Below are 25,630 nucleotides of genomic sequence, written 5' to 3' on the forward strand. Positions count from 1 at the left end.
CCGCGCGGCCGCAGGTCATCTCCCCGCGCCGCCGTGCGCGACGAGCGCCTCGATGACCGTGCGCGCAGCGTTCGACGGGGTCCGCGCGGCCGCGTGACCGACGCACAGACGCCACGGCAGCGGAGACGGCCGGTAGTCGGCGAACGGGACGCCGGGGGAGAGCCGCGCGACCGACAGCGGGATGAGCGCGACCCCGAAATCCTTGGCCGCCAACTCCAGTGCGAACGCTTGATCGGCCACCTCGATGACCGGGTAGCGGCCCGGGAACAGCTCGTCGGCGATGGTGCGGATGCCCCAGCCCGGCGGGAAGTCGATGAACCGCACCCCGTGCAGATCGGCGGCGTGGAACGGGCGGCCCGCCAGCGGATGCCCGGGAGCGGTGCACAGCACCAGCGTCTCCTCGGCGATGAGATGGGTGGTGAGGCCGGGGAATTCGTCGCTCATGCCCGCGAGCAGCGCCAGTTCGAGCGAATTGTCCAGCAGCCCGGCCACATTGCCGGCCATTCCGGAGATGCTCTGGCGCATCCGCAGGGTCACCTCCGGATACTGCCGGTGCAGTGCGGCGATGATGCCCGCCAGGTCGATATTGTGGATGTTCATCAGATTGCCGACGACCACCTCGCCGCGGATCTCCCCGCGGGCGGCGTCGATGGCGTCCACGATGTCGCCGCGGGCGCGCAGCAGGGTGCGGGCGGGCGCGACCATGGCCCGGCCCGCGACGGTCGGTTCGAGGGTGCGCGGGGTGCGGTCGAACAGGCGCACCCCGAGTTCGCGCTCGAGTTTGGCGACGCTGGTGGAGACCGCCGACTGCACCAGGTTGAGGTGGCGGGCCGCGGCGGTGAAGGACCGGTGGTCGCAGCAGGCCAGGAAACATTCGATCTGACGCAGCTCCATGGGCCGAGCCTAGTCCTGCCATCTATTCGATAGATAGCAGTATCGAAAACCATCGCTTTTGTAGATTGAAATCCCCGCCCACCATGAAGCGGTGATGGTTTCCACGCTCCGCGCCGCAGCGCCCGCACCGATCGCGCCCGAGACGTCCCCGACGCTGACCCGGACGACGGTGCTGGTGTTCGCGGTGACCGCGGGCTCCTCGGCCGCGGGCAACTACTACCTGCAACCGCTGCTGCACCAGGTCGCCGGCGACCTGCGGGTGTCCACCGCGAGTGCGGCGCTGCTGGTGAGCGCGGCCCAGATCGGCTATCTGTGCGGCCTGGCGTTCCTGGTCCCGCTCGGTGACTTCCTGCGCCGCCACCGCATGGTGCCGGTGCTGCTGCTGGCCTCGGTCGCGGCCCTGCTGGTGTCGGCGTTCGCGCCGAACTACGCGGTGCTCGTCGCGGGAGTGGTGGCCACCGGCGTGGCGGCCTCGGCGGCGCAGGTGGTGGTGCCGTGGGCCTCGGCGCTGGCCGATCCGGCGCGGCGCGGGCAGGTGGTCGGCACGGTGATGAGCGGCCTGCTGCTGGGAATCCTGTTGTCGCGGGTGCTGTCCGGGGCGGTCGCGCAGCTGGGCGGCTGGCGCGCGGTGCTGCTGGTGGCGGCCGGACTGCAGGTGGTGATGGCGATCAGCGTGTACCTGCTCGCGCCCGCCACCCCGCGCGCGGCGACCGGCGAGAGCTATCCGCGGGTGCTGGTGTCGATCCTGGGTCTGATCCGCCGCCACGCGGTGTTGCGGCAGCGCATGCTGCTCGGCTTCATCCTGATGGGGAGCTTCTCGCTGGTGTGGACCGCGCTGGCGTTCCAGCTGTCCGGCTCGGGCGGAAGTTCGTACCACTACGGCGAATTCGTGATCGGTCTGTTCGGTCTGGCGGGTGTGGTCGGGGCGTTGGGCGCGCCCGTGGTGGGCCGGCTGGCCGACCGCGGGCATTTGCGCCGCGTCACCACGCTGACCTGGCTGGTGCTGCTGGCCAGTTGGGTGCTGGTGGTGTGGGGCGGGCACAACGTGGTGGCGTTGATCGCCGCGCTGGTGGTCTTCGACTTCGGTATCCAGGGTGCGCATCTGACCAACCAGTCGGCCATCTACACCTTGGATCCGGCCGCGCGCAGCCGCCTGACCACCGCCTACATGGTCACCTATTTCCTCGGCGGCGTGACCGGATCGGTGACCGCCGGGGCCGCGTTCGAGGCGGGCGGCTGGGCCCGGGTGTGCGAGATCGGCGTGGCCGCCACGGTGGCCGGTCTGGTGCTGTGGGCGGTGTTCGCACTCCGCCCACAGCACCGCCGGACTCAGACCGCCATGGCCTCCGGCAGCTGACCCGCCAGCGCGATCGCCTCGGCCAGCAGGTCCGCCGTCGACAGCAACTGCCGCTCGGTGTGCTCGGAGGTGATGAAGAAGCGCAGCCGCTCCTTGCCCACCGGCACCGCCGGGGCCGAGATGGCCCCGGCGTACACGCCCTGGCGCAGCAGGTGCGCGGACACGAACCCGGCCCGCATCTCGCCCGGCACGATCACCGGCACGATCGGCGTGCCCTGGGACTCACCGAGATCCAGCCCCCGCTCCCGCAGCGCGGTGTCGAACAGCCGGGCGTTGTGCCACAGCCGGGCCACCCGATCCGGTTCGGCCGCGAGCACATCCAGCCCGGCCAGCGCCGCCGCGATGGCGGACGGCGCGGGCGCACCGGTCAGCATGGCCACGCCCGGCGCACTGGATTTCATCGCCGCGATCAGATCGGCGTCGGCGGCGATGAACCCGCCGACGCTGCCCAGCGACTTGGACAGCGTGCCCATCCAGATGTCGACCTCGGCCCCGGCCATGCCGTAGTGCTCGCGGATGCCGTGCCCGGCCGCGCCGAACACGCCGAGCGAGTGGGCCTCGTCCACCATGACGGCGCAGTCGAATTCGCGGGCCACGGCGGCCAGTTCGGCCACCCGGCCGACGGTGCCGTCCATCGAGTAGTGGCCTTCCAGCACCACCAGCGCCCGATCGAACCCGGACCGCGACATCTTCAGCACCGACCGCAGCGAGTCGGGATCGTTGTGCCGGAAGTTGATCCGGCGGCAGCCCGCCCACTGCGTGCCCGAGACCACGCTGCCGTGGATCAGGCTGTCGCAGAACGCGACATCGCCCTCGCGCAGCAGGAAGCCGATGACGCCCGCGTTGGTGAGGTAGCCGCTGGTGGTCACCATGGCGTCGCCCACGTCGTACATTCCGGCGAGCCGCTGCTCCAGTTCGCCGTAGAGCGGGATCTCGCCGGACACGATCCGGCTGGCCGAGGCAGACGCGCCGTACCGGTCGAGGGCCTGCTGGGCCGCCCGCACCACCCGCGGGTGGCTGGACAGTCCCAGGTAGTTGTAGGCGCTGAAGTTCACCAGGTCGGTGTCCATGGCCCGGATGACGGTGTCGTTCGGGCTGTTCCGCGGCAGGAACAGCGGATTCGGCATGCCCGACTGCTCGCTGATGGCCGCGATGGCCGCCCGTTTGGCGACGGCCGCCGCGACCTCCGGATGGTCGGCGAACTGGCGACCCGGCCCGCGTGGGGCGCGGGCCGGACCGGTCCGCCCAGAGAGGGGAGCCGGCGTGGCGGGCGCGGTGTGCCGGACCGTGGTGGCCGGGCCGGGTACTCCCGACTCCTTGGTCGCGTTGCCCGCCAGCAGCTTCCGTGCCAGGTCCCGTGCGGAATCGCTCATGCCGACACCGCCCCGGCGTTCGCGCCGACCAGCATCTCGGCGGCGCGCGCCCCCGCGAGCTGGAGGGTGAACGACCGCCCGACCTTCATCGACAGCAGGTCCACGCCCAGCGTCTTGCCCACCAGCGCACCGAATTCCACCGCCATCAGCGAGTCCAGGCCCAGTTCGGGCACCGGGATCGTGAGGTCGATGGAATCGGCGTCGACGCCCATCACCACGGCCAGTTGCTCGGCCAGCATGTGCGCCACCACGTCGGCCCGCTTCTGCTCGTCGAGTTCGCGCAGCGCCGACACCAGCTGCGAGGCCGCCGAATTGTCCTGCGCCGCGGCGGCGATCAGCTCGGCGGTGCGGCCGGTCATGGCGTACCAGGACACCGTGGAGGCCACCGTCGACCAGTTGATCGGGATGATCGACGCCTGGTGATGGATGCCCAGTTCCAGGGCCTTCTCCAGGTATTCGACGCCCTCGTCCATGTCGATCGGGTCGAATCCGGCGGTGCGCAGGTAGCGGGACACGTAGTCGTCGTCGGCCATGCCGCCGCCGGACATGTGCCCCCAGCCGACCGCCAGCGCCGTGCCGCCGTCGCGGACCACCAGGTCGGCCGTGGCATCGAGCGCGAGATTGGCCGCGGTGTAGGCGTATTGGCCGATGCTGCCGAAGATGGTGCTGCCGGAGGAGAACAACACGAACATGTCGAGCTCGGCTCCGGCGGCGGCCAGCCCGTGCCGCAGCGCGATCACGCCCTCCGCCTTGGGCCGGTACACCTTGGCCAGGCTGTCCCGGTCCATGTCGGCGACCCGCTTGTCGTCGAGCGTGCCCGCGGTGTGGAAGACGCCGCGCAACGGGTGCTCGGCGGAATGGGCCCGCGCCACCACGGCTTCCATGGCGTCGATGTCGGTGACGTCCACCAGTTCCTCGGTGACCTCGACGCCCTGCGCCCGCCAGCGCGCCAGCTGGGCGCGGGCGGCGTCGGTGGTCGGGCCGCCCCGGCCCAGCAGGGTCAGGTGGCGTGCGCCCAGCCCGGCCAGCCAGCGCCCGACGGCGAGGCCGAACGCGCCGAACCCGCCGGTGATCAGGTACCGGGCCGCCGGATCCACGGTGACCGCCGCGATCAGCGGACGCACCTGCGGCGCTTCGGATTCCAGGCTCACCGCGATCCGGCCGAGCTGTGCCGAACGGGCCACGTCCTCGAAGGCCCGGGCCACGTCGGCGGTGTCGTACACCTCGAACGGCAGGTACCGGTAGTGGCCCGCCGCCAGCTTCTCCTGTACGCCGCGCACCAGATCGCTGGTGGCCGACCGCTTGATCGCCAGCATGCGGTCCAGGTCGAAGGAGTGGTAGGAGAGGTTCTTGTCGAAGTACGCCAGGTCGAGCACGCCGCCGCCGTAGATGTCGGCCTTGCCGATCTCCACGATGCGCCCGAACTCGGCCACCGCCTTGAAGTTCTGCCGCAGGATCTCCCCGGGCGCGGTGCTGATCACCACGTCCGCGCCGCGGCCCGAGGTGAGGCCCAGGACGTCGTCGGCGAAGTTCAGCGACCGCGAGTCCAGTGCGTGGTCGGCGCCCTGTTCGAGCACGTAGGCCCGGCGCTCGTCACTGCTGGCGGTGCCGATCACCGTGGCCCCGTACAGCTTCGCGACCTGCACCGCGGCCGACCCGACACCACCCGCCGCGCCGTGCACCAGCACCACCTCGCCCTTGCGCACCCGCGCCAGTTCGAGCAGCGAGTGCTCGGCGGTGGCGAACGCGACGGTGCTGGTGCACGCGCCGGGCTCGGTGTCGGCCGGGACCCGGGTGACCAGGTCGGCCTCGGTGGTGTGGAAGCGGGAGATCATGCCCTTGGACGTCACGAACACCCGGTCGCCGACCGCGAGATCGTCGACGCCCGCACCGGTCCGGACGACGACGGCGTCGGCCTCCATCCCGGGCTCGGTGCCGTAGAAGGTGCCCGCCATCTCGCGCTCACCGAGCACCCCGATGACCTTGAGCGGGTCCTTGTAGCCGAGACCGACCGCCAGGATGCGCACCTCGACCTCGCCCGCCCCGGGCGCGCGGCGTTCGCAGCGCCGCCACGCCAGCCGCGACAGCACCCGCGACTTGGGCAGCTCCAGCCGGAAGTTCGCCTCCGGATCGGTGAGCGGCTCAGCCCGGTCCAGGCCCTCGATGCGCTCGGGCAGGGTGGCCGCGACCACCGTCACCCAGCGCAACCCGTTGCGCAGCACCACTTCATCGGAGTGGTCGTAGGTGAACGCGCCCGGCACTGCCAGCTCCGCCGCCAGGTCGGCCTCGGTCACCTCCGGATCCACGTCGATGAGCCGCCAGCGCAGCCGCGGCTGCTCGTTGAGCAGCACCCGGCGGGCGCCGGCCAGCGCGGCGTGCGCCGGATCGGGGACCGCGTCCTCGTCGGGGTGCGCGAAGGCCCGCTCGGTGACCAGGGAGACGTGTACGGAACCGTCACCGGTCATGGGGATTTCCTCGCCGCGCTGCTCGAGCCAGTCCTCGAGGAAGCCCTCGACGGTGACCGCGATGCGGCGCAGTGTCCACAGCGCGTCGAGGTCGGCGTACTCGTGGCCCGCGACCAGCACGATGTGCGTGCGTTCGACGCCGTTCAGCGCCACGATCCGCTGGAGCCGCTCGCGCACGACGGATTCCAGGTCCGCGCGGCCCGGATCACCCACGGCGAGCACCTCGCCGTGGGCCGTGGCGCCCGCGATGGATGTGGCCCGCGCTCCCGCCTCGGCGGCGAAGTCGACGGCCAGCGTGTACGCGGTGTCGGGGGTGGGCAGGGCGGTGGTGTCCACCGGTTCCCGCATGTCCCAGCGGTCCTCGTAGAAGTAGTCCGTGAGCCGTTGCAGCGCACCACGATCGGGGTTGATGTCGCCCAGCCGCAGGCCCAGGATCCGCATGACGATGTTCTCCTCATCGTCGAGCAGGTCGTAGTCGCAGGTGAGCTCGTCGGCGGTCCGTTCGCCGCCGGCGCTGTTGAGGCGGGCCACCACGGTCACCCGCTCCGGGATGGGCGCGAACACCCGCACGCCTGCGACGGCGACCGGAACCAGCGCTCCCCGTCCGGCGTTCGGCGCGGCGGCGAGGACCGCTCCGAAGCACTGCACGGCCGCGTCGACGACCGCCGGGTGGGCGAGGTGCCCGCTGTCGCGGGCGATGGTTCCGTCCAGGGTGGCGACCACGGTATTGCCGCTCACCCGCAGCGCGGTGGCGCGGCGGAAGTCCGGGCCGTAGTCGAGGCCGCGGGCGGCGAAGGCGGTGTAGTAGGCGTCGGGGTCGATGGCGGCCATCTCCTCGAGCACCGGCAGCTCGGCCTTGGACGGCTCGTAGACGCCCTCGACCAGGCGGCCGGTGGCGTTGACCGTCCAGGCGTCGCCCGCCGCGTCGCGGGAGCGAATGCTGAAGCGCCGCGTGGATTCCTCCACCTGTAGTTCCACCACCGGGGCCATGCCCTCGTCCACCACCAGCGGCGCGAGGAACCGGACGTCCTCGACGGCGACCCGGGTGGACTCGGTGCGCAGCGCCGCCGCGCTCAGGGCCGCGTCCAGATACGCCGCGCCCGGCAGGATGCGGGAGCCGCCCACCACATGGTCGGCCAGCCACGGCATGTCGCCGACGCTGAGCTGGACGCGCCACGCGGTGTTCGGGTGCTCCGGTACGGGGTCGCCGAGCATGCGGTACATGCCGGGCGTGCCGTACTTGAGCCGCTGCATCCCGCTCAGTTCGACGCGCAGCCGGGTGCGCTGCCACGGGTAGCGCGGCAGGTCCACATGCCGGGTGACCAGATCGCCGAAGAGGGCGTCGATGTCGAGCACGCCCGCCGCGTACAGCCCGGCCAGGGTCTGCCGGACGCTCTCGGCGTCGTCCTGCTTGCGGTTGAGGGTGGCGACGGTGGTGCCGGTTTCGTTCGCGCCGATCAGGATCTCGCGAATGTTGGCGCCCAGCACCGGGTGCGGTCCGACCTCCAGGAACACCCGGCTGCCCGCGCCCACCAGTTCGGTGATGGCGTCGGCGAAGCGGACGGGCTGCCGCACATTGGCGCACCAGTAGGCCGCGTCCCAGTCGCCCGCGGTCACCCGGGCGCCGGTCACGGTGGACCACAGCGGGATACGCGGCTCGGCGAGGCTCAGCCCGGCCAGGGCGGCGGTCAGCTCGTCGAGGATGGGGTCCATCAGGTAGCTGTGATACGGCACCTCGACCTGGAGCCGGCGCGCGAAAACGCCTTGTTCGGTGAGGGATTCGGCGATCTCGTCGAGCCGCTGCTCGTTGCCCGCGAGGGTGACCGCGCTCGGGCTGTTGATCGCGGCGATGCTGACCAGCTCGTCGCCGTCGATCAGCTCCAGCGCGGCGGCGGGGGGCAGACCGACCGCGAGCATGCCGCCCGAACCGGCCGTGGTGGCCTGTAGCCGGGCGCGATGGAAGCTGACCAGCAGCGCGTCCCGCAGCGACAGCATCCCGGTGACGTAGGCCGCCGACACCTCGCCGACACTGTGGCCGACCACCGCGGCGGGCCGGATGCCCAGCTCCTCGAGCAGGGCGACCAGGGCGACCTGGATCAGGAAGTTGGCGGGCTGGGCGACCGCGGTCGAGGTGACCCGCGACTGCTCCTCGGGCCGCAGCAGCTCCTCGACGATCGACCAGCCCGAGATCTCCCGGAACACTGCGTCGACCCGCTCGGCCTCGGCGGCGAAAACGCCACCGGTGGTGAGCAGTTGACGGCCCATGGCCCACCACTGCGGACCCATGCCGGTGAACACGAACACCGGTTCGGGCGCCTTGCGGGCGATCACCTTGGCGGTGCGGCCCTCGCCGCCCGCGAAGTCGATCAGCGCCCGCACCAGCTCGGCGTCGTCACCGAAGGTGAGGCCCGCGCGCACGCCGTGATGGTGCCGCCGGGTCCACGCCGCCTCGGCCAGCCGGGCGGGTTCGGCTCCGGCGGCGATGAGCTCGGCGTAGCCGCGAGCCAGTTCGCGCGCGGCGGTGTCGGTGCGCGCCGAAATCGGCAGCACGCCATGGTGTCTGGGCTCCCGCTCCGGCGTGTCCGCCGCGACGTACTCCTGGAGGATGACGTGCGCGTTGGTGCCGCCGTAGCCGAATCCGTTGACCGCGACCGTCATTCGGGTCTCCGGATCGACCGGCTGCGCCTCCACCTGCAGAGCCAGACCCAGCTCGTCGAACGGGATCTCCGGGTTCGGCTCGTTCAGCCAGCCCTGCGGCGCGATGGTGCGGTGGGTGATGGCCAGCGCCGACTTGATGACGCTCGCGATGCCCGAGGCGGCCTCGGTGTGCCCGAGCTGCCCCTTGACCGAGCCCACGCCCAGCGGCGTGGTCCGGCCCTCGACCTGCCCGTAGGCGCGTCCGATGGCCCGCAGTTCCAACGGGTCGCCGACCGGGGTGCCGGTGCCGTGCGCCTCCACGTAGGTGACCTCGTGCGGCGCGATGCCCGCCCGTTCGGTGACCGACTTGGCCAGGGCCTCCTGCAGATCCGCGTTGGGGACGGTGATGGCGGTGGTGCGCCCGTCCTGATTGGATCCGGTGGCCTTGACCACCGCGTAGATCCGGTCTCCGGCGCGCTCGGCGTCCTCGAGCCGCTTGAGCACCACCATGCCCGAGCCCTCACCGCGGCCGTAGCCGTCGGCGGCGGCGTCGAAGGGCTTGCTGCGGCCGTCGGCGGCCAGGAAGCCGCCCTTGCACATGGAGACGAACACCTCCGGCTGCAGCAGCATGGTGACGCCGCCCGCCAGCGCCACCTCGCAGTCGCCGTTGGCCAGCGCCTGGCAGGCCAGGTGGAAGGCCACCAGCGACGACGAGCAGGCGGTGTCGACGGTGAGCGCGGGGCCGATCATATTGAGCGCGTACGCGATCCGGTTGGACAGCATGGTGTACGACGCGCCCGCCGCGGTGTGCATGTCCACCCACGGCAGCGCCGCGTTGGTGTTGGACACCGCCATCTGGTCCAGCGTGAAGGCCCCGACGTAGACGCCGATCGGCGCGCCCGCGGCCTGTCCGGCGATGCCCGCGTCGTCGAGCGCCTCCCAGGCCACCTCGAGGACGAGCCGCTGCTGCGGGTCCATGGCGGCGGCCTCGCGCGGCGAGATGCCGAAGAAGTCGGGGTCGAAGGCCCACGGGTCGCCGGTCATGAAGGCGGCCCGTTTGGTGTACATACGTCCCGGCGTGCGTTTGTCCGGGTCGTAATACCGGCGGTAGTCCCACCGGTCGGACGGGATCTCCACGACCCCGTCGCCCTTGTTGATGATGAAGTCCCAGAACGACTCCGGGGAATCGATGCCGCCGGCATAGCGGCACCCGATTCCGACAATGGCAAGGTCAGACACTGCATCTCCTCGGAAAACAGAACGAACCTGGTGATCCCCCCCGAGGGCGCGCGGCGGCGGCCCGATCGTGTTCCGCGATCGGGCTCCCCTCCGAGTCATGTCAGCCCGCGGTCACGCCCGCCGGCCGCAGCATGAAATTCAATTCCGGACCCTTACTCCCGATTCGGGTTCCGGCGAGCCGCGCGAAGTCCATCGCCTGGTAGTAGCCGACGTTGGCGTCCTTGCAGATGCCGCACAGGGCTCGCCCGTGGGCCTCGGACTCGGCGATGAGCCAGCGGGTCAATGCCCGGCCGATGCCCGAACGCGGGACCGTGGGGTCCGCGCCCAGGTAGACCATGTAGTTGTGCGGCTCGGCGGGGGCGGAGCCGGCGATGGCGGCGTCCACCTCGATACCCCGGCGGGTGGCCGCCGGGCCCATGGCCCACAACAGCTGTGGACCCGAAATCGCTTCCCGCCAAGCGGTATTGCGGAAGCGGTCGGGAATCCACAGCAACGCGCCGACGATCACGCCGTCGATCTCCGCGACGATGGCCGCCTCGGCGGGCAGGTAGCGGTGCCGGACGAGGACGCGCAGCATGCCCGGCGTGCGTCGCGCGCGCACCTCCGGATCGGGGAAAACGTAGTCCTCGATCGGATCGTCGGACTCGAAGGCCAGGGCGATGACCCGGACGATGTCCTCGATGTCGGATTCGGTGGCGCGGCGAATGGTCGGTGTACCCGACTGAACCAAAACTGTCCCTTACGTTTTCGTGCCCGCCAGCGCCCGACTTCGATGACGGTCAGTCCTTCGTCCTACTACTCGACGGTAACCTGAACGGCTACTGATCGGTAATGTACCCAACAGTTACTGAACATGCGACCGATTCACTTTGTGGCATAAAACGATTCGCCGGGAGATGGCCAAGCGCCTCCGTATGCCCTAAGGTTCGCGCGCACACAGTGCCACGCGCGAAACAGATATGGGTTCGTTTCATCCGGGTGTCGGGCCGAACCCATAGAGTGGAGAACGTGGCCGCACTTCTCACCCAAGGGCAGACCGGTGAACTGGGCGTCTCGGACATCACCGTGACGGTGCATTTCAGCGCGGGAGTCGATCTCGCCGCGCTGCTCCTGACCGATCGCGGTGCCGTACGTGACGATACCGACCTGATCTTCTACAACCAGCCCACCGGCCCCGGCATCCAGCTGGTGCCCGGGCAGCACGCCGTCGCCGTGAACCTGAGCGCCGTGCCGCCGGGCGTGGCCCATATTCGCATCGTGGCCAGCCTCGACGACCGCGACAGCCGCTTCGGCGACCATCCCGCCCCGCACATCGGCATCGCCGACGATCGCGGAAACCCGCTGTACGAGTACGTGATCGACGGCCTCGGCAACGAGACCACGGTGGCGGCCGTGGACCTGGACCGCGGCGACGACGGCTGGTACGCCCGCGCGGTCGGCTTCGGCCACCCCCGCGGCTTCGCGGCGCTGGTCGCGGATCACGGTGTGTCCATCAGCAATTCGCCGCACACGGCCCGCCCCGCCGCCCCGGCGATCGCGCCGGTCATGAAGTCCGGCGACACGGTGGCCCTACGGCGGCAGGGCCAGGACCTGAGCTTCGTCAAGATGGGCCTGGGCTGGGATCCCGTGCACGTGCAGCACAAATGGGGTTCGCGGCCGGTCGAGATCGACCTCGACGCCTCGGCCCTGGTCTACGCCGGGCACGATCTGATCGACGCCGCCTACTACGGCCAGCTCGTCACCAAGGACGGCGCCATCCGGCACTCCGGCGACAATCTCACCGGTGAGGGCAAGGGCGACGACGAGACCATCACCGTGGACCTGACCCGGATCGGCCCGCAGGTCACCACCATCGTCTTCGTCATCACCTCCTACGCGGGCCACACCTTCGAGCGGGTCCGGAACGCGTTCTGGCGCTTGACCGACGGCACCACCAGCACCGAGCTCACCCGGTCCAATCTGAGCTCGGGCGGCGCGCACACCGGCATGGTGGTGGCCAAGGTGCATCGCGAGGACGGCATCTGGAAGGTGTCGGCGCTGGGGCATCCGATCGAGGCCGGGCACCCGGTCGAAGCGGCCTCCCAGGTGGTCGGATTCCTGTGAGCGGGTTCAGTCCACGGTGATGAACCGGCCCAGCTGCGGCACCGCCTCGCCCGGGTGCTTGGCCTGGAAGCCCTCGCCGATGGCCTGCAGTTTCCATTCGCCGCCCGAGCGGAACACCTTCGCCATGGCGATGGCCGTGAACGGCATGCCGCCCGCCAGCGCGTAGCGGGCCAGCTCGGCCTGCGTGGTGTCGTCCACCAGCCGGCAGTAGGCATTGCTGACCTGCTCGAAGGTGTGGCCCTGGTAGGAGGTGACGATGAACAGCAGCGTATTCACATGGCGCGGAATGCGACTCAGGTCGACCAGGATCACCTCGTCGTCCCCGGCCGCGCCCTCGCCGGTGAGATTGTCGCCGGAGTGCCGGATGGACCCGTCCTTCGAGATCAGCTGACCGTAGTAGGCGACGTCCACCAGGTGCCGGTCGGCGAACATGGCCACCCAGGCGTCCAGGTCGATGTTCGCCGCGCGGCGGCCGAACAGTCCGCCCTGTTTGGCCGGGTCCCAGCCCAGGCCCATGCGGATGCGGGTCAGCGCGACTCCGCCCTCCTTGCGCAGCGTGACGCGTTGCCCCTTGGACAGATTCACCGGCTTGGCGCCCGAGAGCCCGCCCTCGGTGGGCTGCTGCGGCGGATAGGGCGGCGGAGGCGGCGGCTGGGTGCGGTCGGCCGGCGTCGGCGGGACCGGGGGCGGAGCGATCGGCGGCGGGTAGGCCGACGGCGGCGGTGGGGGAGCGACGGGTATCGGGGCGGGCCGCGGCGCGTCCTCGACCGTCACGCCGTGATCGCGGACCAGGGCGGCGAACCCGCCCGCGTATCCCTGTCCGACCGCCCGCACCTTCCAGGCGCCGTAGCGCCGGTACAGCTCGACCGCGATGACGATGGACTCGCTCTGCAGGTCCTCGATCTTGTACTCGTACAGCGCGTTCCCGCCCGGGTCGGAGACCACCGCGACCGGCGGGGCGATCCGCCCGAAGGTGGCCCCGGTCCCGTCGAGGGTGATGACGGCCCGGATCTGGGTGATCTCGGCGGGCACCTGCGCCAAGGAGACCGCCAGGTCGGCGGGCGGTCCGGCCACGCCGTTGCGCAGCCGCACCCCCGGACCGGTCGGCTGGTTGTAGAACACGAAGTCGTTGTCCGAGCGCACTTTCCCCTGCTCGGTCACCAGCAGCGCGGACAATTCGGCGGTGGCCGCGACGCGGACGGAGACCACCACCTCCGCCGCGGCCAGTGCGCCGTTCTGACCCTTCACGAGTGTTGTGGACAAGGCCGATCCTCCCGTATCGAAAACGCCCACCTGCCACTCTAGGAGACGGGTCGGCCCTCAGCAGGCGAGCTGGTCGGCCAGATCCAGGAAATCCACGGCATTGATATCGAACTCGGCGGAGAACTCGGCATCGGCGAGCGCGGGGTCGCCGTATTCGAGCGGCCGGGCCACGAACGCGGTCCGGAAACCGAGCTCGCCCGCGGCCCGGATGTCGTACTTGTGGCTGGCCACCATCATGATCTCCGACGGCTCCAGGCCCAGGTAGCGGGCGGCCAGGCCGTAGGTGCGCGGATCCGGCTTGAAGGCGCCCACCATCTCGGCCGCGAAGACGGCGTGCCAGGGCAGGTCACCGTGGCGCGTAATCTCCACCACCGCACTGACATCGGCATTGGACAGGGTCGCGAGAGTGAACTTCGTGCGCAGGCGGCGCAGGCCGGGGACCGTATCGGGCCACGGATCCAGACGCGCCCAGGCGCGGGCCAGTTCGTCGCGGGCGGCGAGCTTCAGATCGATGCCCTCGGCCGCGAGCAGCGGGTCGAGGGTCTTGCGGTAGATCGACGCCACGCTCACCCACCCGCTGTCCGCGGGCTGCCGCGAGGTCTCCGTGAAATAGGCCGCGCGCCAGTCGTTCACGAACTTTCCCCAGTCCTGGTCCGGGCTCAGCTCCCCGGCGGCCGCGACGGCGGCCCGCGCGATGGTCGAATGGAAGTCGGTGGCCGTTCCCTGGACATCGAACAGCAGTGCTCTAGGCCTCATCGCGTTCACGGCGAAAGCCTACGAGATCGGTTCTAGGCTGGCGGGCATGGAGATCGGTCGGGCCAGCAGAACAGCCTTGGCGACCGCGTACGCGCGCGCCTACCACCAGCTCTCGGGCGAACCACGGGTCTTCACCGATCCCCTGGCGGCGCGGATCGCGGGCGTCACCGCCGAGCGGATCGCCGATCTCGACACCGCGACCCTGGACCGGCCCGGCGGTCCGGACCCCCGGCAACGGATCCGGCGCTACTTCCTCGCCGCCCGGGCTCGATTCGCCGAGGACGTGGTGGCGAGCGCGGTCGCGGCGGGAACCGAGCAGGTGGTGATTCTCGGCGCGGGGCTCGACACCTTCGGATACCGCAATCCGTATCCGGGACTGCGCGTGTTCGAGGTCGATCACCCGGATACCCAGACCTGGAAGCGCGACCGGCTCGCGCAGGCCGGGATCGACATTCCCGAGTCGCTCGCTTTCGTGCCCGTCGACTTCGAAACCGACACGCTGGCAGCGGGTTTGGCCGCCGCCGGATTCGACAGCGAGCGGTCCGCGGTGTTCGTCTGGCTCGGGGTGGTGATGTACCTGACCCGGCCCGCCATCGAGGACACCCTGCGGTTCATCGCCGGACAAGGACGGCCGGTGCACCTGGTCCTCGACTACCTGAGCAGCGGCACCACCGACGAGGAACGCGCGTCGGTCCGCGAGCGCGCCGCCCGGATCGCCGCCATCAGCGAGCCCTGGCTCAGCTACTTCGAGCACGAGGACATCGAGGCGCTGCTGCGGTCCTGCGGCTTCGACATCGTCGAGGCGCGGCCGCTGGCGGAGCTGTTCACCGACTACCTCGGCGAGCCGCTCGCGGGCCTGCCCGCCCGGAACCGGCCCGCGCCGCTGCTGTACGCCGCGGCCGGGGCGTGAGCCGCCGCGCTCACCCGTTTGCCCGGCATTTGCACTGGTAGCCCCGGTGTGGTGGCGCTCGACCGATGTATTGCCCGATCAGCTTCGGACCGGTATTCAGTTCGCTCGGGTGGGAACGCGAGTCGAGGCTTGAAGGTAGGAACCGGTGACCGTCGATCTTCCCGCGGCACGCCGGGCGCCGGGTCCCGGCGGCCGAAGACGGGTCCAGACGCTGCCGCGTCTGCTGGCCGCCGCGGTCGAGAGCAGACCGGACGGCATCGCCCTGTGCGCGGGCGGACACTCGCTCACCTATGCCCGGCTCGACGCGTACTCCACCCGGGTGGCCCGTCTGCTCATCGCCCGCGGACTCGGTCCCGGCGACCGCGTGGTGCTGGCGCTGCCGCGTTCGGTCGAGGCCGTCGTCGCGGTCTGGGCGGTCGCCAAATCCGGGGCGGCCTTCGTGCCCGTCGACCCCGCCTACCCGCCGGACCGGGTCGCGCACATGCTCGCCGACGCGGGCGCGGCCTGCGGGCTCACCCTCACCGCCACCCGTGAGCGGCTCGGCGACGGGCTCGACTGGCTCGAACTCGATGCCCCGGACTGCCGCGCGGAACTGGCCGATCTCTCGGCCGAACCGCTGCACTACACCGACCGCACCCGCCGAGTGCACGGCGATGACATCGCCTACGTCGTCTACACCTCCGGTTCGACGGGCCGCCCCAAGGGCGTCGCGGTCACCCACACCGGATTGGCCGGGCTCTGCGGCGAACTCACCCGCCGCTTCCGGGTCGCCCCGGATTCCCGCACCCTGCACTTCGCGTCGCCCAGCTTCGACGCGGCCGTCCTGGAACTCCTGCTGGCCGTCGGCTCGGCGGCCACGATGGTCGTCGCGCCCGCCGACTGCTACGGCGGCGGTGAACTCGCGGAGCTGCTGCGGGCCGAGCGGGTGACGCACGCTTTCCTCACCCCGGCCGCGCTGGCCGGGATCGATGCCTCGAATTTGCCGGACCTCGCGGTAGTGGTGGCGGGCGGTGAGGAATGCCCGCCGGATCTGGTGGCCCGCTGGTCACCGGGGCGCGGGTTCTTCAATCTGTACGGACCCACCGAGACCACCGTCGCCGCGACCATCAGCGACCCGCTCAGCAGCGCCGACACCGTCACCATCGGCGGACCGATTCCCGGCGTGACCGCCCTGGTGCTCGACGCCCGGCTGCGGCCGGTGCCGACCGCCGTGGCCGGTGAGCTCTACCTGGCCGGGCCGGGGCTCGCACGCGGGTATCACCGGCGGCCCGGACTGACCGCCGCGAGCTTCGTGCCGCACCCGAACGGTAAGGGGGAACGCATCTATCGCACCGGAGACATGGTGCGGTGGGTGCTCGATCGTGACGGGGCGCCGGGTCTGCAATACCTGGGGCGCAACGACTCCCAGGTGCAGATCCGCGGCATCCGGGTGGAGCTGGACGAGGTCGACGCGGTGCTGTTCGCCCACGAATCCGTCGCCTTCGCGACCACGCTGGTGCGCCGGCTGCCCAGTGGCGTCGACGGGGCCGTGTCGTACGTGGTGCCCGTCCCCGGAGCCGATATCGATGCCGCCGCGCTGACCGACCATGTGCGGCAACAGCTTCCGCGCCACGCGGTGCCGGCCGCCATCACGGTGCTCGACGGCATTCCGCTGACCCCGTCCGGGAAGCTGGATCGCGACGCGCTGCCCGAACCGGTATTCGCCGCCCGGCCGTACCGGCGGGCCCTGACCGCGACCGAGCGGGAGGTGGCCGCGGCCTTCACGGAGCTGCTCGGTGTCGCGCGCGTGGGTGCGGTCGACGACTTCTTCGACCTCGGCGGAAACTCCTTGCTCGCTACGAGATTGGCGGGACGACTCGGGGCCGGGCGGGCCGTCCGGGTGCCTGTGCTGCTGGTGTTCGAGCATTCGACGGTCGCCGCTCTGGCGGCGGTCATCGACGGGCTCGGCACCGGCGACCGGCCCGCACCGACCGCGCGGCCGCGGCACGGGACGCGGGCTCCGCTGTCGCTCGCGCAGCAGCGCATGTGGTTCCTGGCGCGCTTGGATCCGGAGTCCGCGGCCTACAACATTCCGTTCGCGCTGCGCCTGACCGGGGAACTCGACGTGGCCGCGCTCGCGTGGGCCCTGCGGGACCTGGTCGAACGGCACGAGGCACTGCGGACCGTCTATCCCGAGGACGGTGGCGACGGGTACCAGGACATCCGCCCGGCGGACGCGGTGCCGATCGACCCGGCCGCGGCCGACGTGACCGAGTCCGGGGTGCGGAGCGAACTGATCGCCTTGGCGGGCACGAGATTCGACGTCACCGCCGAGGTTCCGCTGCGGCTGCGGCTGTTCCGGGTCACGGAGCGGGACCACGTGCTCGGGGTGGTCATCCACCATCTGGCCGCCGACGGCTTCTCCATGGTCCCTTTGACCCGCGACCTCATGACCGCCTACGCCGCCCGCACCCGGGGCGTCGTCCCGGACTGGACGCCGCTGCCGGTGCGCTACGCCGACTACGCCGTCTGGCAGCGCGAATTACTGGGTGCGGCCGATGATCCCGGCTCATTGCACGCCGAACAGCTCGGTCACTGGCGGACCGCGCTCGCGGGGTTGCCGCCCCTGCTGGACCTGCCCGTCGACCGTCCCCGCCCGGCGGTCGCCTCGCATCGTGGTGCGGCACTGCACTTCCGGGTGGACGCTACCCTGCATCGGACTCTGGCGGAGCTGGCCCGCGCCCGGGGCGTCTCGCTGTTCATGGTGGTGCACGCCGCGCTCGCGGTCGTCCTGGCGCGGCTGGCCGGGGTGGACGACGTGGCCGTGGGCGCGCCCGTGGCCGGCCGTGGGGAACCCGAACTCGACGATGTCGTGGGCATGTTCGTCAATACGCTGGTCCTGCGCACCCGCATCGACCCGGCCGAGCGCTTCGCCGATCTGCTGGACCGGGTGCGTGACACCGACCTGGCCGCCTTCGCGCACGCCGAGCTGCCCTTCGAACGGCTGGTGGCCGCACTGGACCCACCCCGCACGCAGGCCCATCACCCGGTGTTCCAGGTGGCGCTGTCGTTCCAGAACTTCGGAGATCAGGTGCTGCGGCTGCCCGGGCTCACCGTCACCGGAATCGATCTCGGTGAGGCTGTGTCACCGCTGGATCTCCAGCTCACCGTGGTGCCGCGGCAGCAGGCCGAAGGTCCCGCGGGACTGCACTGTTCGTGGCGATACGCCACCGACCTGTTCGACGAGAGCACTATCGTCCGGCTCGGCGGGCGGGTTTCCGCCGTGCTGGCCGCCATCGCCGCCGATCCGCACGCGACCGTCGGCGACCTGCCCTGCACCGATCCGGCCGAACTCGCGGCCCTGCCGACGACGGGTCCGCGGCGCGAGGTGTCGCAGACCTTTCTGTTCAGCGGCTTCACCGATCGGGCGGCGCGCACTCCCGAAGCGGTGGCCGTGACCGGTGACGGCATGGCGCTGACGTACGGCGAACTCTTCGAGCGGTCGAACCGGTTGGCGCGCACGCTGATCGCCTCGGGTGTCGGACCCGGAACCGTGGTCGGCGCGGACGTGCGGCCCGGACCCGATCTCGTGATCTGCCTCTACGCCATCGTGCAGGCGGGCGGCGCGTACCTGCCGATCGACCCCGACCAGCCCGCCGAACGCACCGCCGACATGCTCGCCGCGGCGGAGCCCGTCTGCGTCGTCACCGCCGATCTCGTGAATGCCCCTGAGCTGGAGAATTTCTCGCCCGCACCGGTCACGGACGCCGACCGGTCGCGGCCACTGCGTGAACAGGATCTCGCGTACCTGCTCTTCACCTCCGGGTCCACGGGCCGTCCGAAAGGCGTTGGCATCTCGCACGCCGCCATCGCCAACCACATCGCCTTCCTCACCACCGAATACGGTCTGTCCGAACGCGATACCTACATCCAGCTGGTGCCGAGCACCTTCGACGCCTCCCTCATCGGCTACACCGCCCCGCTCGCCGTGGGCGGTCACCTGGTGATCCCGTCGCCCGCCCGCCGCACAGATCCGGACCATCTGGCCGACCTGCTGATCCGGCACCGGGTGACGGCTTTCCTCACGGTGCCGTCCCTGCTGCGGGCGCTGCTGGAGTTCGCGCCCGACGGCGCGCTGTCCGGCCTGCGGGTGGTGTGCGTCGGCGGCGAGCCCCTGCCCGCCGAGCTGATCGCGCAGTTCCGGGCCGCGAGCCCGGCCCGGTTGCACAACCTCTACGGGCCCACCGAGGCGACGATCTCCATCACCGGCGCCGACGTCACCGACCACGACGGCGGCCCGATCTCCATCGGTGCGCCGCACTGGAATTCCCGCGCCTACGTGCTCGACGCCCGACTGCATTCGGTGCCGCCGGGTACACCCGGGGAACTGTACGTCGCGGGCGCGCAGCTCGCCCGCGGTTACCTCGGCCGCCCCGCGGGTACCGCCGGCCGCTTCGTCACCGACCCCTTCGGCGGTGCGGGGGAGCGCATGTACCGCACCGGTGACCTGGTCCGTCGCACCCGCGATGGGGGACTGGAATACCTGGGCCGCACCGACTTCCAGCTCAAACTGCGGGGTCAAAGGCTGGAGCCGGGGGAGGTGGAGGCCGCGCTGCGCGCCCATCCGGAGGTGGCCGAAGCCGTGGTCGCTATCCGCCGGGACCGGCTCGTCGGATACCTGCGCGCCGTCACCGGTAGCACGCCGTCCCCGGACGAAGTTCTGGCCGCGGCCCGAAAGCGGCTGCCCGGCTACATGATTCCCTCGGACCTCGTCATTCTGGACGCCTTCCCGCTCGGCTCGACGGGCAAGCTGGACCGTGCCGCTCTCCCCGACCCGGAACCGTCGTCGCGGGCTTACACCGCGCCGGAAACGGCCGACGAGCATGCGGTCGCGGACGTCTTCGGCGCCGAACTGTGTGTCGAGCGGGTCGGACGCGACGACGACTTCTTCGCCCTGGGCGGAAACTCCTTGTCCGCCATCCGGGTTCGTGCCGCCCTGGCCGGCCGTCTCGGCCTTCCGGTGCCCCTCACGGACCTGTTCGCCCACCCGCGCGTCCGCGACCTGGCCGCCGCGCTCCGAGCGGAAACAACCGTGGCCGGCGGCGGACCGGACCCGGTGGCGGACGCCGTGCTGGATCCGCGGATCACCGCGGCCGGTCTCGCCCCCCGGCGTCCGGGTTCGCGGTCGGCGGTACTGCTCACCGGCGCAACGGGTTTCCTCGGCGGCTTCCTGCTCCGGGAGCTGCTCGAACGAACCTCCGCCCTCGTCCACTGCCTCACCCGTGCGCCCGGTGTATCCGAGGCCCGCCGCCGCATCGTCGCCAATGCCGACCGATTCGGCATCGACCTCGTCCCGCATCTGGATCGAATAGTGCCTGTCCCAGGTGATCTCGCGCAGCCCGGCCTCGGCCTGAGCGCGAACGAGTTCGCCGGCCTGGCCGAGCGGATAGACGCGATCTACCACAATGGCGCGCTGGTCAACCACCTCGAACCGTATGCCCGCATGCGCGCCGCCAATGTCACCGGCACCGCCGAGATCCTCCGGCTGGCCGCCACCCACGCCACACCGGTCCACTTCATCTCGACGGCCTCGATCTCGAACGGCCCGCTCCCGGACGGCGTGCCCGGCTATATCGCCACGAAATGGGTGGGAGAACAGCTGGTTCGAGCCGCCGCCGAGCGTGGTGTGCCGGTCCGCGTCTACCGCCCCGGCCTCATCACCGGCGATTCCCGGTGCGGCGCGGCCGGGGCCGACGACGCGTGGTGGACGATGCTGCGCGCCATGCTGGTCCTCGGTCTCGCCCCCGAGCTGCCCGATGCGGAGGTCGCCATGGTGCCCGTCGATCAGGTCGCCGCCGCGATCGTCTCCGCGGCCCGGAAACCGGCCGAACCCGGTGACGTCGAGACCGTCACCCTGCTGCCCGTCCGGACGGTGTCCCTCGCCACCGTGCGAGACGAAGTCCTCTATCACGGTTACCGTCTCGCCCCGGTGGCTCCGGCGGACTTCGCCGCGGCCCTGCTCACAGCGGCCGAACGGCCGGAGGCCGACGCCCGTCTGATGCGCGCCGCCGCCCTCAGCGTCAACTATTCGGCCGAGGTCACCGGAATGGCCGCGCGCGATCCCCACTCGGCCTGTCCCGGAGTCGATCGCCCCATCCTGGCCCGCTATCTCGACTACTACGTGAAGACCGGTTTCCTGCCCCCGCCGTCCTAGAAGTACCAGGTCACGGCTCTGTGCTGTGACGTAGCGCGCTATACAAGTGACTAGGTTGTTAATAATGTGCCATTGACAACTGGCACATTGAATGGCGATGCTGTGCCCATGAGGACGAGGTCAATGGCGACCTTCCCGCCGACGGCGGTCCCCACCCGGGCGGCGACGCGGACGCGACTCGCGGCCGCGGCGTCGGTGGTGGGGCTACGCCAGGTCAATGGGTGGTTGCCGAACAATCGAATCGGGATCGAGGCCGGGCGCGCACTCATCGCCGCGATCATGGCGGCGGGCGGCCCCACCCCGGCGGGGACCGCGGTCACCCCGGTGCGCTCCGGCGGCGTGCGCGGCGAATGGGTCCGGGCCGCCGGTGTACGGCACGGCGATCGGGCCATCTACTACCTGCACGGCAGCGGCTACGTGGTGTGCTCGGCCAAGACCCACCGCGGACTCGCGGCCCGGCTGTCCAAGGCCACCGGGCTGCCGGTGTTCGTGCTGGACTACCGGCTCGCGCCCGAGCATCCGTTCCCCGCGGCCGCCGACGACGCCGCGGCGGGCTACCGGTGGCTGCTCGAACACGGGTATCGCGCAGGCGATCTGGTGATCGGCGGCGACTCGGCGGGCTGTCACCTGACCCTGGACCTGCTGCTGCAGAACGCGATCGACGGCACCGCGCAGCCCGCGGGCGCCTTCATGTTCTCGCCGCTCATGGATCCCACCCTGACCCTCGCCGAACGCCGCGACCGGGTGCTGCCCGATCCCATGGCCCCGGCCCGCACCGGGCGGCGGCTCATCGAGCTGTACACCGCCGCCGAGCCCGGGGATTCGCCGCGGCTGAAGCTGACCATTCCGGCCGGCACCGTGCTGCCGCCGCTGTTCGTGCAGGCCAGTGCGGGGGAGATGCTCGCCGACGACGCCCGCCACCTGCGCGACATGGCCGCCGCGGCCGGCGTGCCGTGCGAACTGGAACTGTGGCCCGGGCGCATCCATGTCTTCCAGGCCCTGCCGCTGCTGGTGCCCGAGGCCGGGCCCGCCCTGCGGCGCGCCGCCGGGTTCGTGACCTCGGCACTGGCGCAATCGGATTCGACTCCAAGAAAGCGGGTGGGCTGACATGTGGCCGATCGACGAGGTGATCTTCGCACTGGGCGGCAAGCGCCGCTCCCAGCGCGCCAAGGCCGTGGTGACCGGCGCGGGCAGCGGGATCGGGCGCGCGTTCGCGCTCGAGATCGCCGCGCGCGGCGGTGAGGTCGTGTGCGCGGACATCGACAAGGACCGCGCCGACGAGACCGTGCGGCTCATCGAGCGCACCCACGGACGCACGGCGCACGCGGTGTTCTGCGATGTGTCCCGGCGCGCGGACGTGGAGAGCCTGGCCCTGCACGCGGAACTGCTGTTCGGCGGCGCGCCCACCCTGGTGATCAATAACGCGGGTGTCGGCATCGGTGGAAAGCCGGTGGGCGACATCGGTTTCGGCGACTGGGAATGGGCGCTCGGCATCAACCTGTGGGGGGTCGTGCACGGCTGCGAGATCTTCGCACCCCAGCTGCGCGCGGCCGGCCGCGGCGGCATCATCAATGTGGCCTCGGCCGCGGGCTTCGCGGCCGCGCCCGGCATGGCCGCCTACAACGTATCCAAGGCGGCGGTGGTGTCGCTGTCGGAGACCATGGCCGCCGAGCTGGCGGGCAGCGGGGTCGCGGTGACCGCGCTGTGCCCGACCTTCGTGCGCACCAATGTGGTGACCGACGGCCGGATCACCTCGGGGTCCTCCCGCTTGGCGGACGGGCTGATGCGCTGGACCGGGTTCTCGCCCGAGTCGGTGGCCCGCACCACCCTCGACGCCCACGACCGGGGCGCGCTGTACGTGCTGCCGCAGCTGGACGCCCGCGTGGTCTGGCACCTCAAACGGCACTTCCCGGCCCTCTACACCCAAGCCCTCGGCGTCCTGAATCGCGTCCTGCCGCAGCAGGATGCGGCGGCGACCGGCACGAATCTTCAGAAGACAGGAGTCTGACATGTCTGCGAAAACCATCTCGTTCGACTTCGACAACATGCTGGCCAAGATCAAGTCCAAGCAGTGGGCGCTGGCCGACATCGATTGGGACGCACCGGGCGCCGAGCTCATCGACCCGGCCCTGCACGCCAAGCTGAAGCCGTTCATGGCCGATCTCATGTGGATCGAGAACGTCGGCGCGCGCGGCTTCGCGGCCATGGCCAAGAAGGCCCCGACCCCCGCGCTGGCCGAGATCTACCGCTACTTCCACGCCGAGGAACAGCGGCACGCCAATGCCGAACTGGCCCTCATGCGCCGCTGGGGCATGCTCGAGGCCGACGAGATCCCCGAGCCCAATATCAATGTCAAGCTGGTCATCGACTTCCTGGACAAGTACTCCGACGGCATGTCGCTGTCCTTCCTGGGCACCGTCATCCCCATGCTGGAGGTGGCCCTCGACGGCGCGCTGATCAAGTTCGTCACCGACGAGATCGCCGACCCGGTCGCCCAGGAGGTCTTCAAGAAGATCAACAATGACGAATCCCGGCATCTGGCCACCGATTACGCGGTCATGGAGCTGCTCGGCCACGCCAGCGCCCGCAAGCTGGCCATCGACCTGGTGGGCGGCTGGATCAAGCCGTCGCTGTTCATCGGGCTGCTCAGCTACATCCCGCTGCTGAACAAGATGCGCGACAATATCGTCGAGATGGGCGTGAGCGAGGAGAAGCTCTACGTCGCCATGGCCCGCTTCAAGCAGGTCGGCGAGCGCGCCCCGATCGTGAACCGGCTGCCCATGTACCGGATCGTGAAGATGCACTCCGACTGGGTCGTCAACCGCGACAACCCGTATCACCTGTTCGCGGACGCCATGGTCAAGGTCACCGGGGCCATCCCCGACCGCCTGCTGCCCACGCAGCCGACCTGGTCCAAGGAACTCACCTACGAGCCCGTCGCATGAGCGCCGTGAGCAAGCCACTGGACGTGGCGATCATCGGAGCCGGATTCGCGGGCATCGGCGCGGCCATTCGGCTGCGGCAGAAAGGGATCGGCGACTTCGCGGTCTTCGAGCGCGGCGACCGGGTGGGCGGCACCTGGCGCGACAACACCTATCCGGGCGCGGCCTGCGACATTCCGTCGCGGCTGTACTCCTACAGCTTCGCCCCGAACCCGAACTGGTCGCGGACCTACTCCGGCAGCGCCGAGATCCTCGGCTACATCGACACCATGGTCGCGGATTCGGGCATCGCCCCGCACATCCGCTTCGGGCACACCGTGACCGGCATCGTGTTCGACGACGAGACCGGGCTGTGGACGCTGTCGTTCGGCGCCGGGCGGCGAAAAGTGCGGGCGCGCACCGTGATCCTCGCCTCCGGTCCGCTGTCCAACGCCGGGTTCCCGGATATCGCCGGCATCGACGACTACGCGGGCCACAAGATCCACAGCGCCCGCTGGGATCACGACTACGACTTCACCGGCAAGAAGGTGGCCGTGGTCGGCACCGGCGCCAGCGCCGTGCAGATCATCCCGGAGCTGGTGAAACAGGCCGCCTCGGTGAAGGTCTTCCAGCGCACGCCAGGCTGGGTGCTACCGCGGGTCAACCGGCGCACCAACGGCCTCACCAAACAGGTGTACCGGCAGCTGCCGGTCACCCAGTCGCTGGCCCGGGAAGCCTGGTTCTGGGGCCACGAGTCGGTGGCGCTGGGCGTGGTGTGGAATACGCCGCTGACCCGGGTCGTCGAATCGGTCGCCTTGATGCACCTGCGTTCCCAGGTGCGTGATCCGTGGCTGCGGCGGCAGCTCACCCCCGATTTCCGGGCCGGCTGCAAGCGGCTGTTGATGAGCAGCGAGTACTACCCTGCCCTGCAGGCCGACAATTGCAAGCTCATCACCTGGCCGATCGCGGAACTGTCGGCGACCGGCATCCGCACCGCCGAGGGCATCGAGCACCGCTTCGACTGCATCGTGTTCGCCACCGGGTTCGAGGTGTCCAAGCAGGGCTCGCCGATTCCGGTGACCGGGCGCGGCGGCCGGGTGCTGGCCGACGAATGGCGCGGCGGCGCATACGCGTTCAAGAGCGTCACGGTGGCCGGGTACCCCAATCTGTTCCTCACCTTCGGGCCGAACTCGGGGCCGGGCCACAATTCGGCGCTGGTCTACATGGAGGCGCAGATCGAATACCTCACCGACGCCATCAAGATCGTGCTCGACCGCGGGCTGCGCACGCTCGAGGCCCGGCAGGATCGGCAGGACCGCTACAACCGCGGCCTGCAGCGCCGGTTGACCGCCACCACCTGGAACTCCGGGTGCAGCAGCTGGTATCTCACCGAGGACGGGTTCAACGCCACCATGTACCCGGGATTCGGCAGCCAGTACGCTCGGCAGCTGGCCAGGGTGGATCTGGCGGATTTCCACCTGCGCTAGTGTTCAGAACGGCTGCGCCGATGTTCCGGCGG

General features: G+C 70.7%; 14 protein-coding genes. 8 read left to right on the forward strand and 6 right to left on the reverse strand.

What is annotated here, in order from left to right; genetic code table 11:
• Positions 1 to 15: 15 nt before the first annotated feature.
• On the reverse strand, positions 16 to 894 hold the full coding sequence (locus ACQPYY_RS06710; protein WP_433593098.1) for a LysR family transcriptional regulator: 879 nt from the start codon (positions 892 to 894) through the stop codon (positions 16 to 18).
• Positions 895 to 988: 94 nt separating this feature from the next.
• Here ACQPYY_RS06710 and ACQPYY_RS06715 point away from each other — a divergent pair, with 94 nt between their 5' ends.
• On the forward strand, positions 989 to 2,251 hold the full coding sequence (locus ACQPYY_RS06715; RefSeq protein ID WP_433593099.1) for an MFS transporter: 1,263 nt from the start codon (positions 989 to 991) through the stop codon (positions 2,249 to 2,251).
• Here the strand turns inward: ACQPYY_RS06715 and ACQPYY_RS06720 are convergent.
• The 3 genes from ACQPYY_RS06720 to ACQPYY_RS06730 all read right to left on the reverse strand — a co-directional run bounded on the left by ACQPYY_RS06720 (position 2,224) and on the right by ACQPYY_RS06730 (position 10,695).
• Positions 2,224 to 3,624, reverse strand: coding sequence for an aminotransferase class I/II-fold pyridoxal phosphate-dependent enzyme (locus ACQPYY_RS06720; RefSeq protein WP_433593100.1), 1,401 nt, complete (start codon positions 3,622 to 3,624; stop codon positions 2,224 to 2,226). The two genes, ACQPYY_RS06715 and ACQPYY_RS06720, sit on opposite strands and share 28 nt — an antisense overlap.
• Complete coding sequence (locus ACQPYY_RS06725; protein WP_433593101.1) at positions 3,621 to 9,965, reverse strand: type I polyketide synthase; 6,345 nt, start codon at positions 9,963 to 9,965, stop codon at positions 3,621 to 3,623. The genes ACQPYY_RS06720 and ACQPYY_RS06725 overlap by 4 nt, the downstream gene beginning before the upstream one ends.
• A 100-nt stretch (positions 9,966 to 10,065) precedes the next feature.
• Positions 10,066 to 10,695, reverse strand: coding sequence for a GNAT family N-acetyltransferase (locus ACQPYY_RS06730; RefSeq protein ID WP_379100592.1), 630 nt, complete (start codon positions 10,693 to 10,695; stop codon positions 10,066 to 10,068).
• Positions 10,696 to 10,973: 278 nt separating this feature from the next.
• Here ACQPYY_RS06730 and ACQPYY_RS06735 point away from each other — a divergent pair, with 278 nt between their 5' ends.
• A complete protein-coding gene (locus tag ACQPYY_RS06735; RefSeq protein ID WP_433593102.1) occupies positions 10,974 to 12,068 on the forward strand; it encodes a TerD family protein in 1,095 nt (364 codons plus the stop codon).
• A gap of 6 nt (positions 12,069 to 12,074) precedes the next feature.
• Here the strand turns inward: ACQPYY_RS06735 and ACQPYY_RS06740 are convergent, their stop codons facing one another.
• Positions 12,075 to 13,331, reverse strand: coding sequence for a TerD family protein (locus tag ACQPYY_RS06740; RefSeq protein WP_433593103.1), 1,257 nt, complete (start codon positions 13,329 to 13,331; stop codon positions 12,075 to 12,077).
• A gap of 57 nt (positions 13,332 to 13,388) precedes the next feature.
• On the reverse strand, positions 13,389 to 14,087 hold the full coding sequence (locus ACQPYY_RS06745; RefSeq protein ID WP_433593104.1) for a haloacid dehalogenase type II: 699 nt from the start codon (positions 14,085 to 14,087) through the stop codon (positions 13,389 to 13,391).
• Positions 14,088 to 14,133: 46 nt separating this feature from the next.
• On the opposite strand from ACQPYY_RS06745, the gene ACQPYY_RS06750 reads away from it, so the two are divergent.
• From ACQPYY_RS06750 to ACQPYY_RS06775, 6 genes are all read left to right on the forward strand, one after another.
• Complete coding sequence (locus tag ACQPYY_RS06750; RefSeq protein WP_433593105.1) at positions 14,134 to 14,997, forward strand: class I SAM-dependent methyltransferase; 864 nt, start codon at positions 14,134 to 14,136, stop codon at positions 14,995 to 14,997.
• Positions 14,998 to 15,142: 145 nt separating this feature from the next.
• A complete protein-coding gene (locus tag ACQPYY_RS06755; RefSeq protein ID WP_433593106.1) occupies positions 15,143 to 21,190 on the forward strand; it encodes an amino acid adenylation domain-containing protein in 6,048 nt (2,015 codons plus the stop codon).
• A gap of 108 nt (positions 21,191 to 21,298) precedes the next feature.
• Positions 21,299 to 22,297 (forward strand): alpha/beta hydrolase, encoded by a 999-nt coding sequence (locus ACQPYY_RS06760; protein WP_379100604.1) that lies wholly within the window; start codon positions 21,299 to 21,301, stop codon positions 22,295 to 22,297.
• A 1-nt stretch (position 22,298) separates the two neighbouring features.
• The gene (locus ACQPYY_RS06765; RefSeq protein ID WP_433593107.1) at positions 22,299 to 23,198 is read left to right on the forward strand and encodes an SDR family NAD(P)-dependent oxidoreductase; all 900 of its coding nucleotides are present in this window, start codon (positions 22,299 to 22,301) and stop codon (positions 23,196 to 23,198) included.
• A gap of 16 nt (positions 23,199 to 23,214) precedes the next feature.
• Positions 23,215 to 24,135 (forward strand): ferritin-like domain-containing protein, encoded by a 921-nt coding sequence (locus ACQPYY_RS06770; protein WP_433594587.1) that lies wholly within the window; start codon positions 23,215 to 23,217, stop codon positions 24,133 to 24,135.
• The gene (locus tag ACQPYY_RS06775) at positions 24,132 to 25,598 is read left to right on the forward strand and encodes a flavin-containing monooxygenase (protein ID WP_433593108.1); all 1,467 of its coding nucleotides are present in this window, start codon (positions 24,132 to 24,134) and stop codon (positions 25,596 to 25,598) included. The genes ACQPYY_RS06770 and ACQPYY_RS06775 overlap by 4 nt, the downstream gene beginning before the upstream one ends.
• Positions 25,599 to 25,630 lie beyond the last annotated feature (32 nt).

Source organism: Nocardia sp. CA-145437, assembly GCF_050956485.1.
Lineage (GTDB): Bacteria > Actinomycetota > Actinomycetes > Mycobacteriales > Mycobacteriaceae > Nocardia.

Excerpts from the sequence above, each read along its gene's own strand:
- ACQPYY_RS06710 (WP_433593098.1), bottom strand. The coding sequence starts at position 894 with ATGGAGCTGCGTCAGATCGAATGTTTCCTGGCCTGCTGCGACCACCGG.
- ACQPYY_RS06715 (WP_433593099.1), top strand. The coding sequence starts at position 989 with ATGGTTTCCACGCTCCGCGCCGCAGCGCCCGCACCGATCGCGCCCGAG.
- ACQPYY_RS06720 (WP_433593100.1), bottom strand. The coding sequence starts at position 3,624 with ATGAGCGATTCCGCACGGGACCTGGCACGGAAGCTGCTGGCGGGCAAC.
- ACQPYY_RS06745 (WP_433593104.1), bottom strand. The coding sequence starts at position 14,087 with ATGAGGCCTAGAGCACTGCTGTTCGATGTCCAGGGAACGGCCACCGAC.
- ACQPYY_RS06750 (WP_433593105.1), top strand. The coding sequence starts at position 14,134 with ATGGAGATCGGTCGGGCCAGCAGAACAGCCTTGGCGACCGCGTACGCG.
- ACQPYY_RS06760 (WP_379100604.1), top strand. The coding sequence starts at position 21,299 with ATGAGGACGAGGTCAATGGCGACCTTCCCGCCGACGGCGGTCCCCACC.
- ACQPYY_RS06765 (WP_433593107.1), top strand. The coding sequence starts at position 22,299 with ATGTGGCCGATCGACGAGGTGATCTTCGCACTGGGCGGCAAGCGCCGC.
- ACQPYY_RS06775 (WP_433593108.1), top strand. The coding sequence starts at position 24,132 with ATGAGCGCCGTGAGCAAGCCACTGGACGTGGCGATCATCGGAGCCGGA.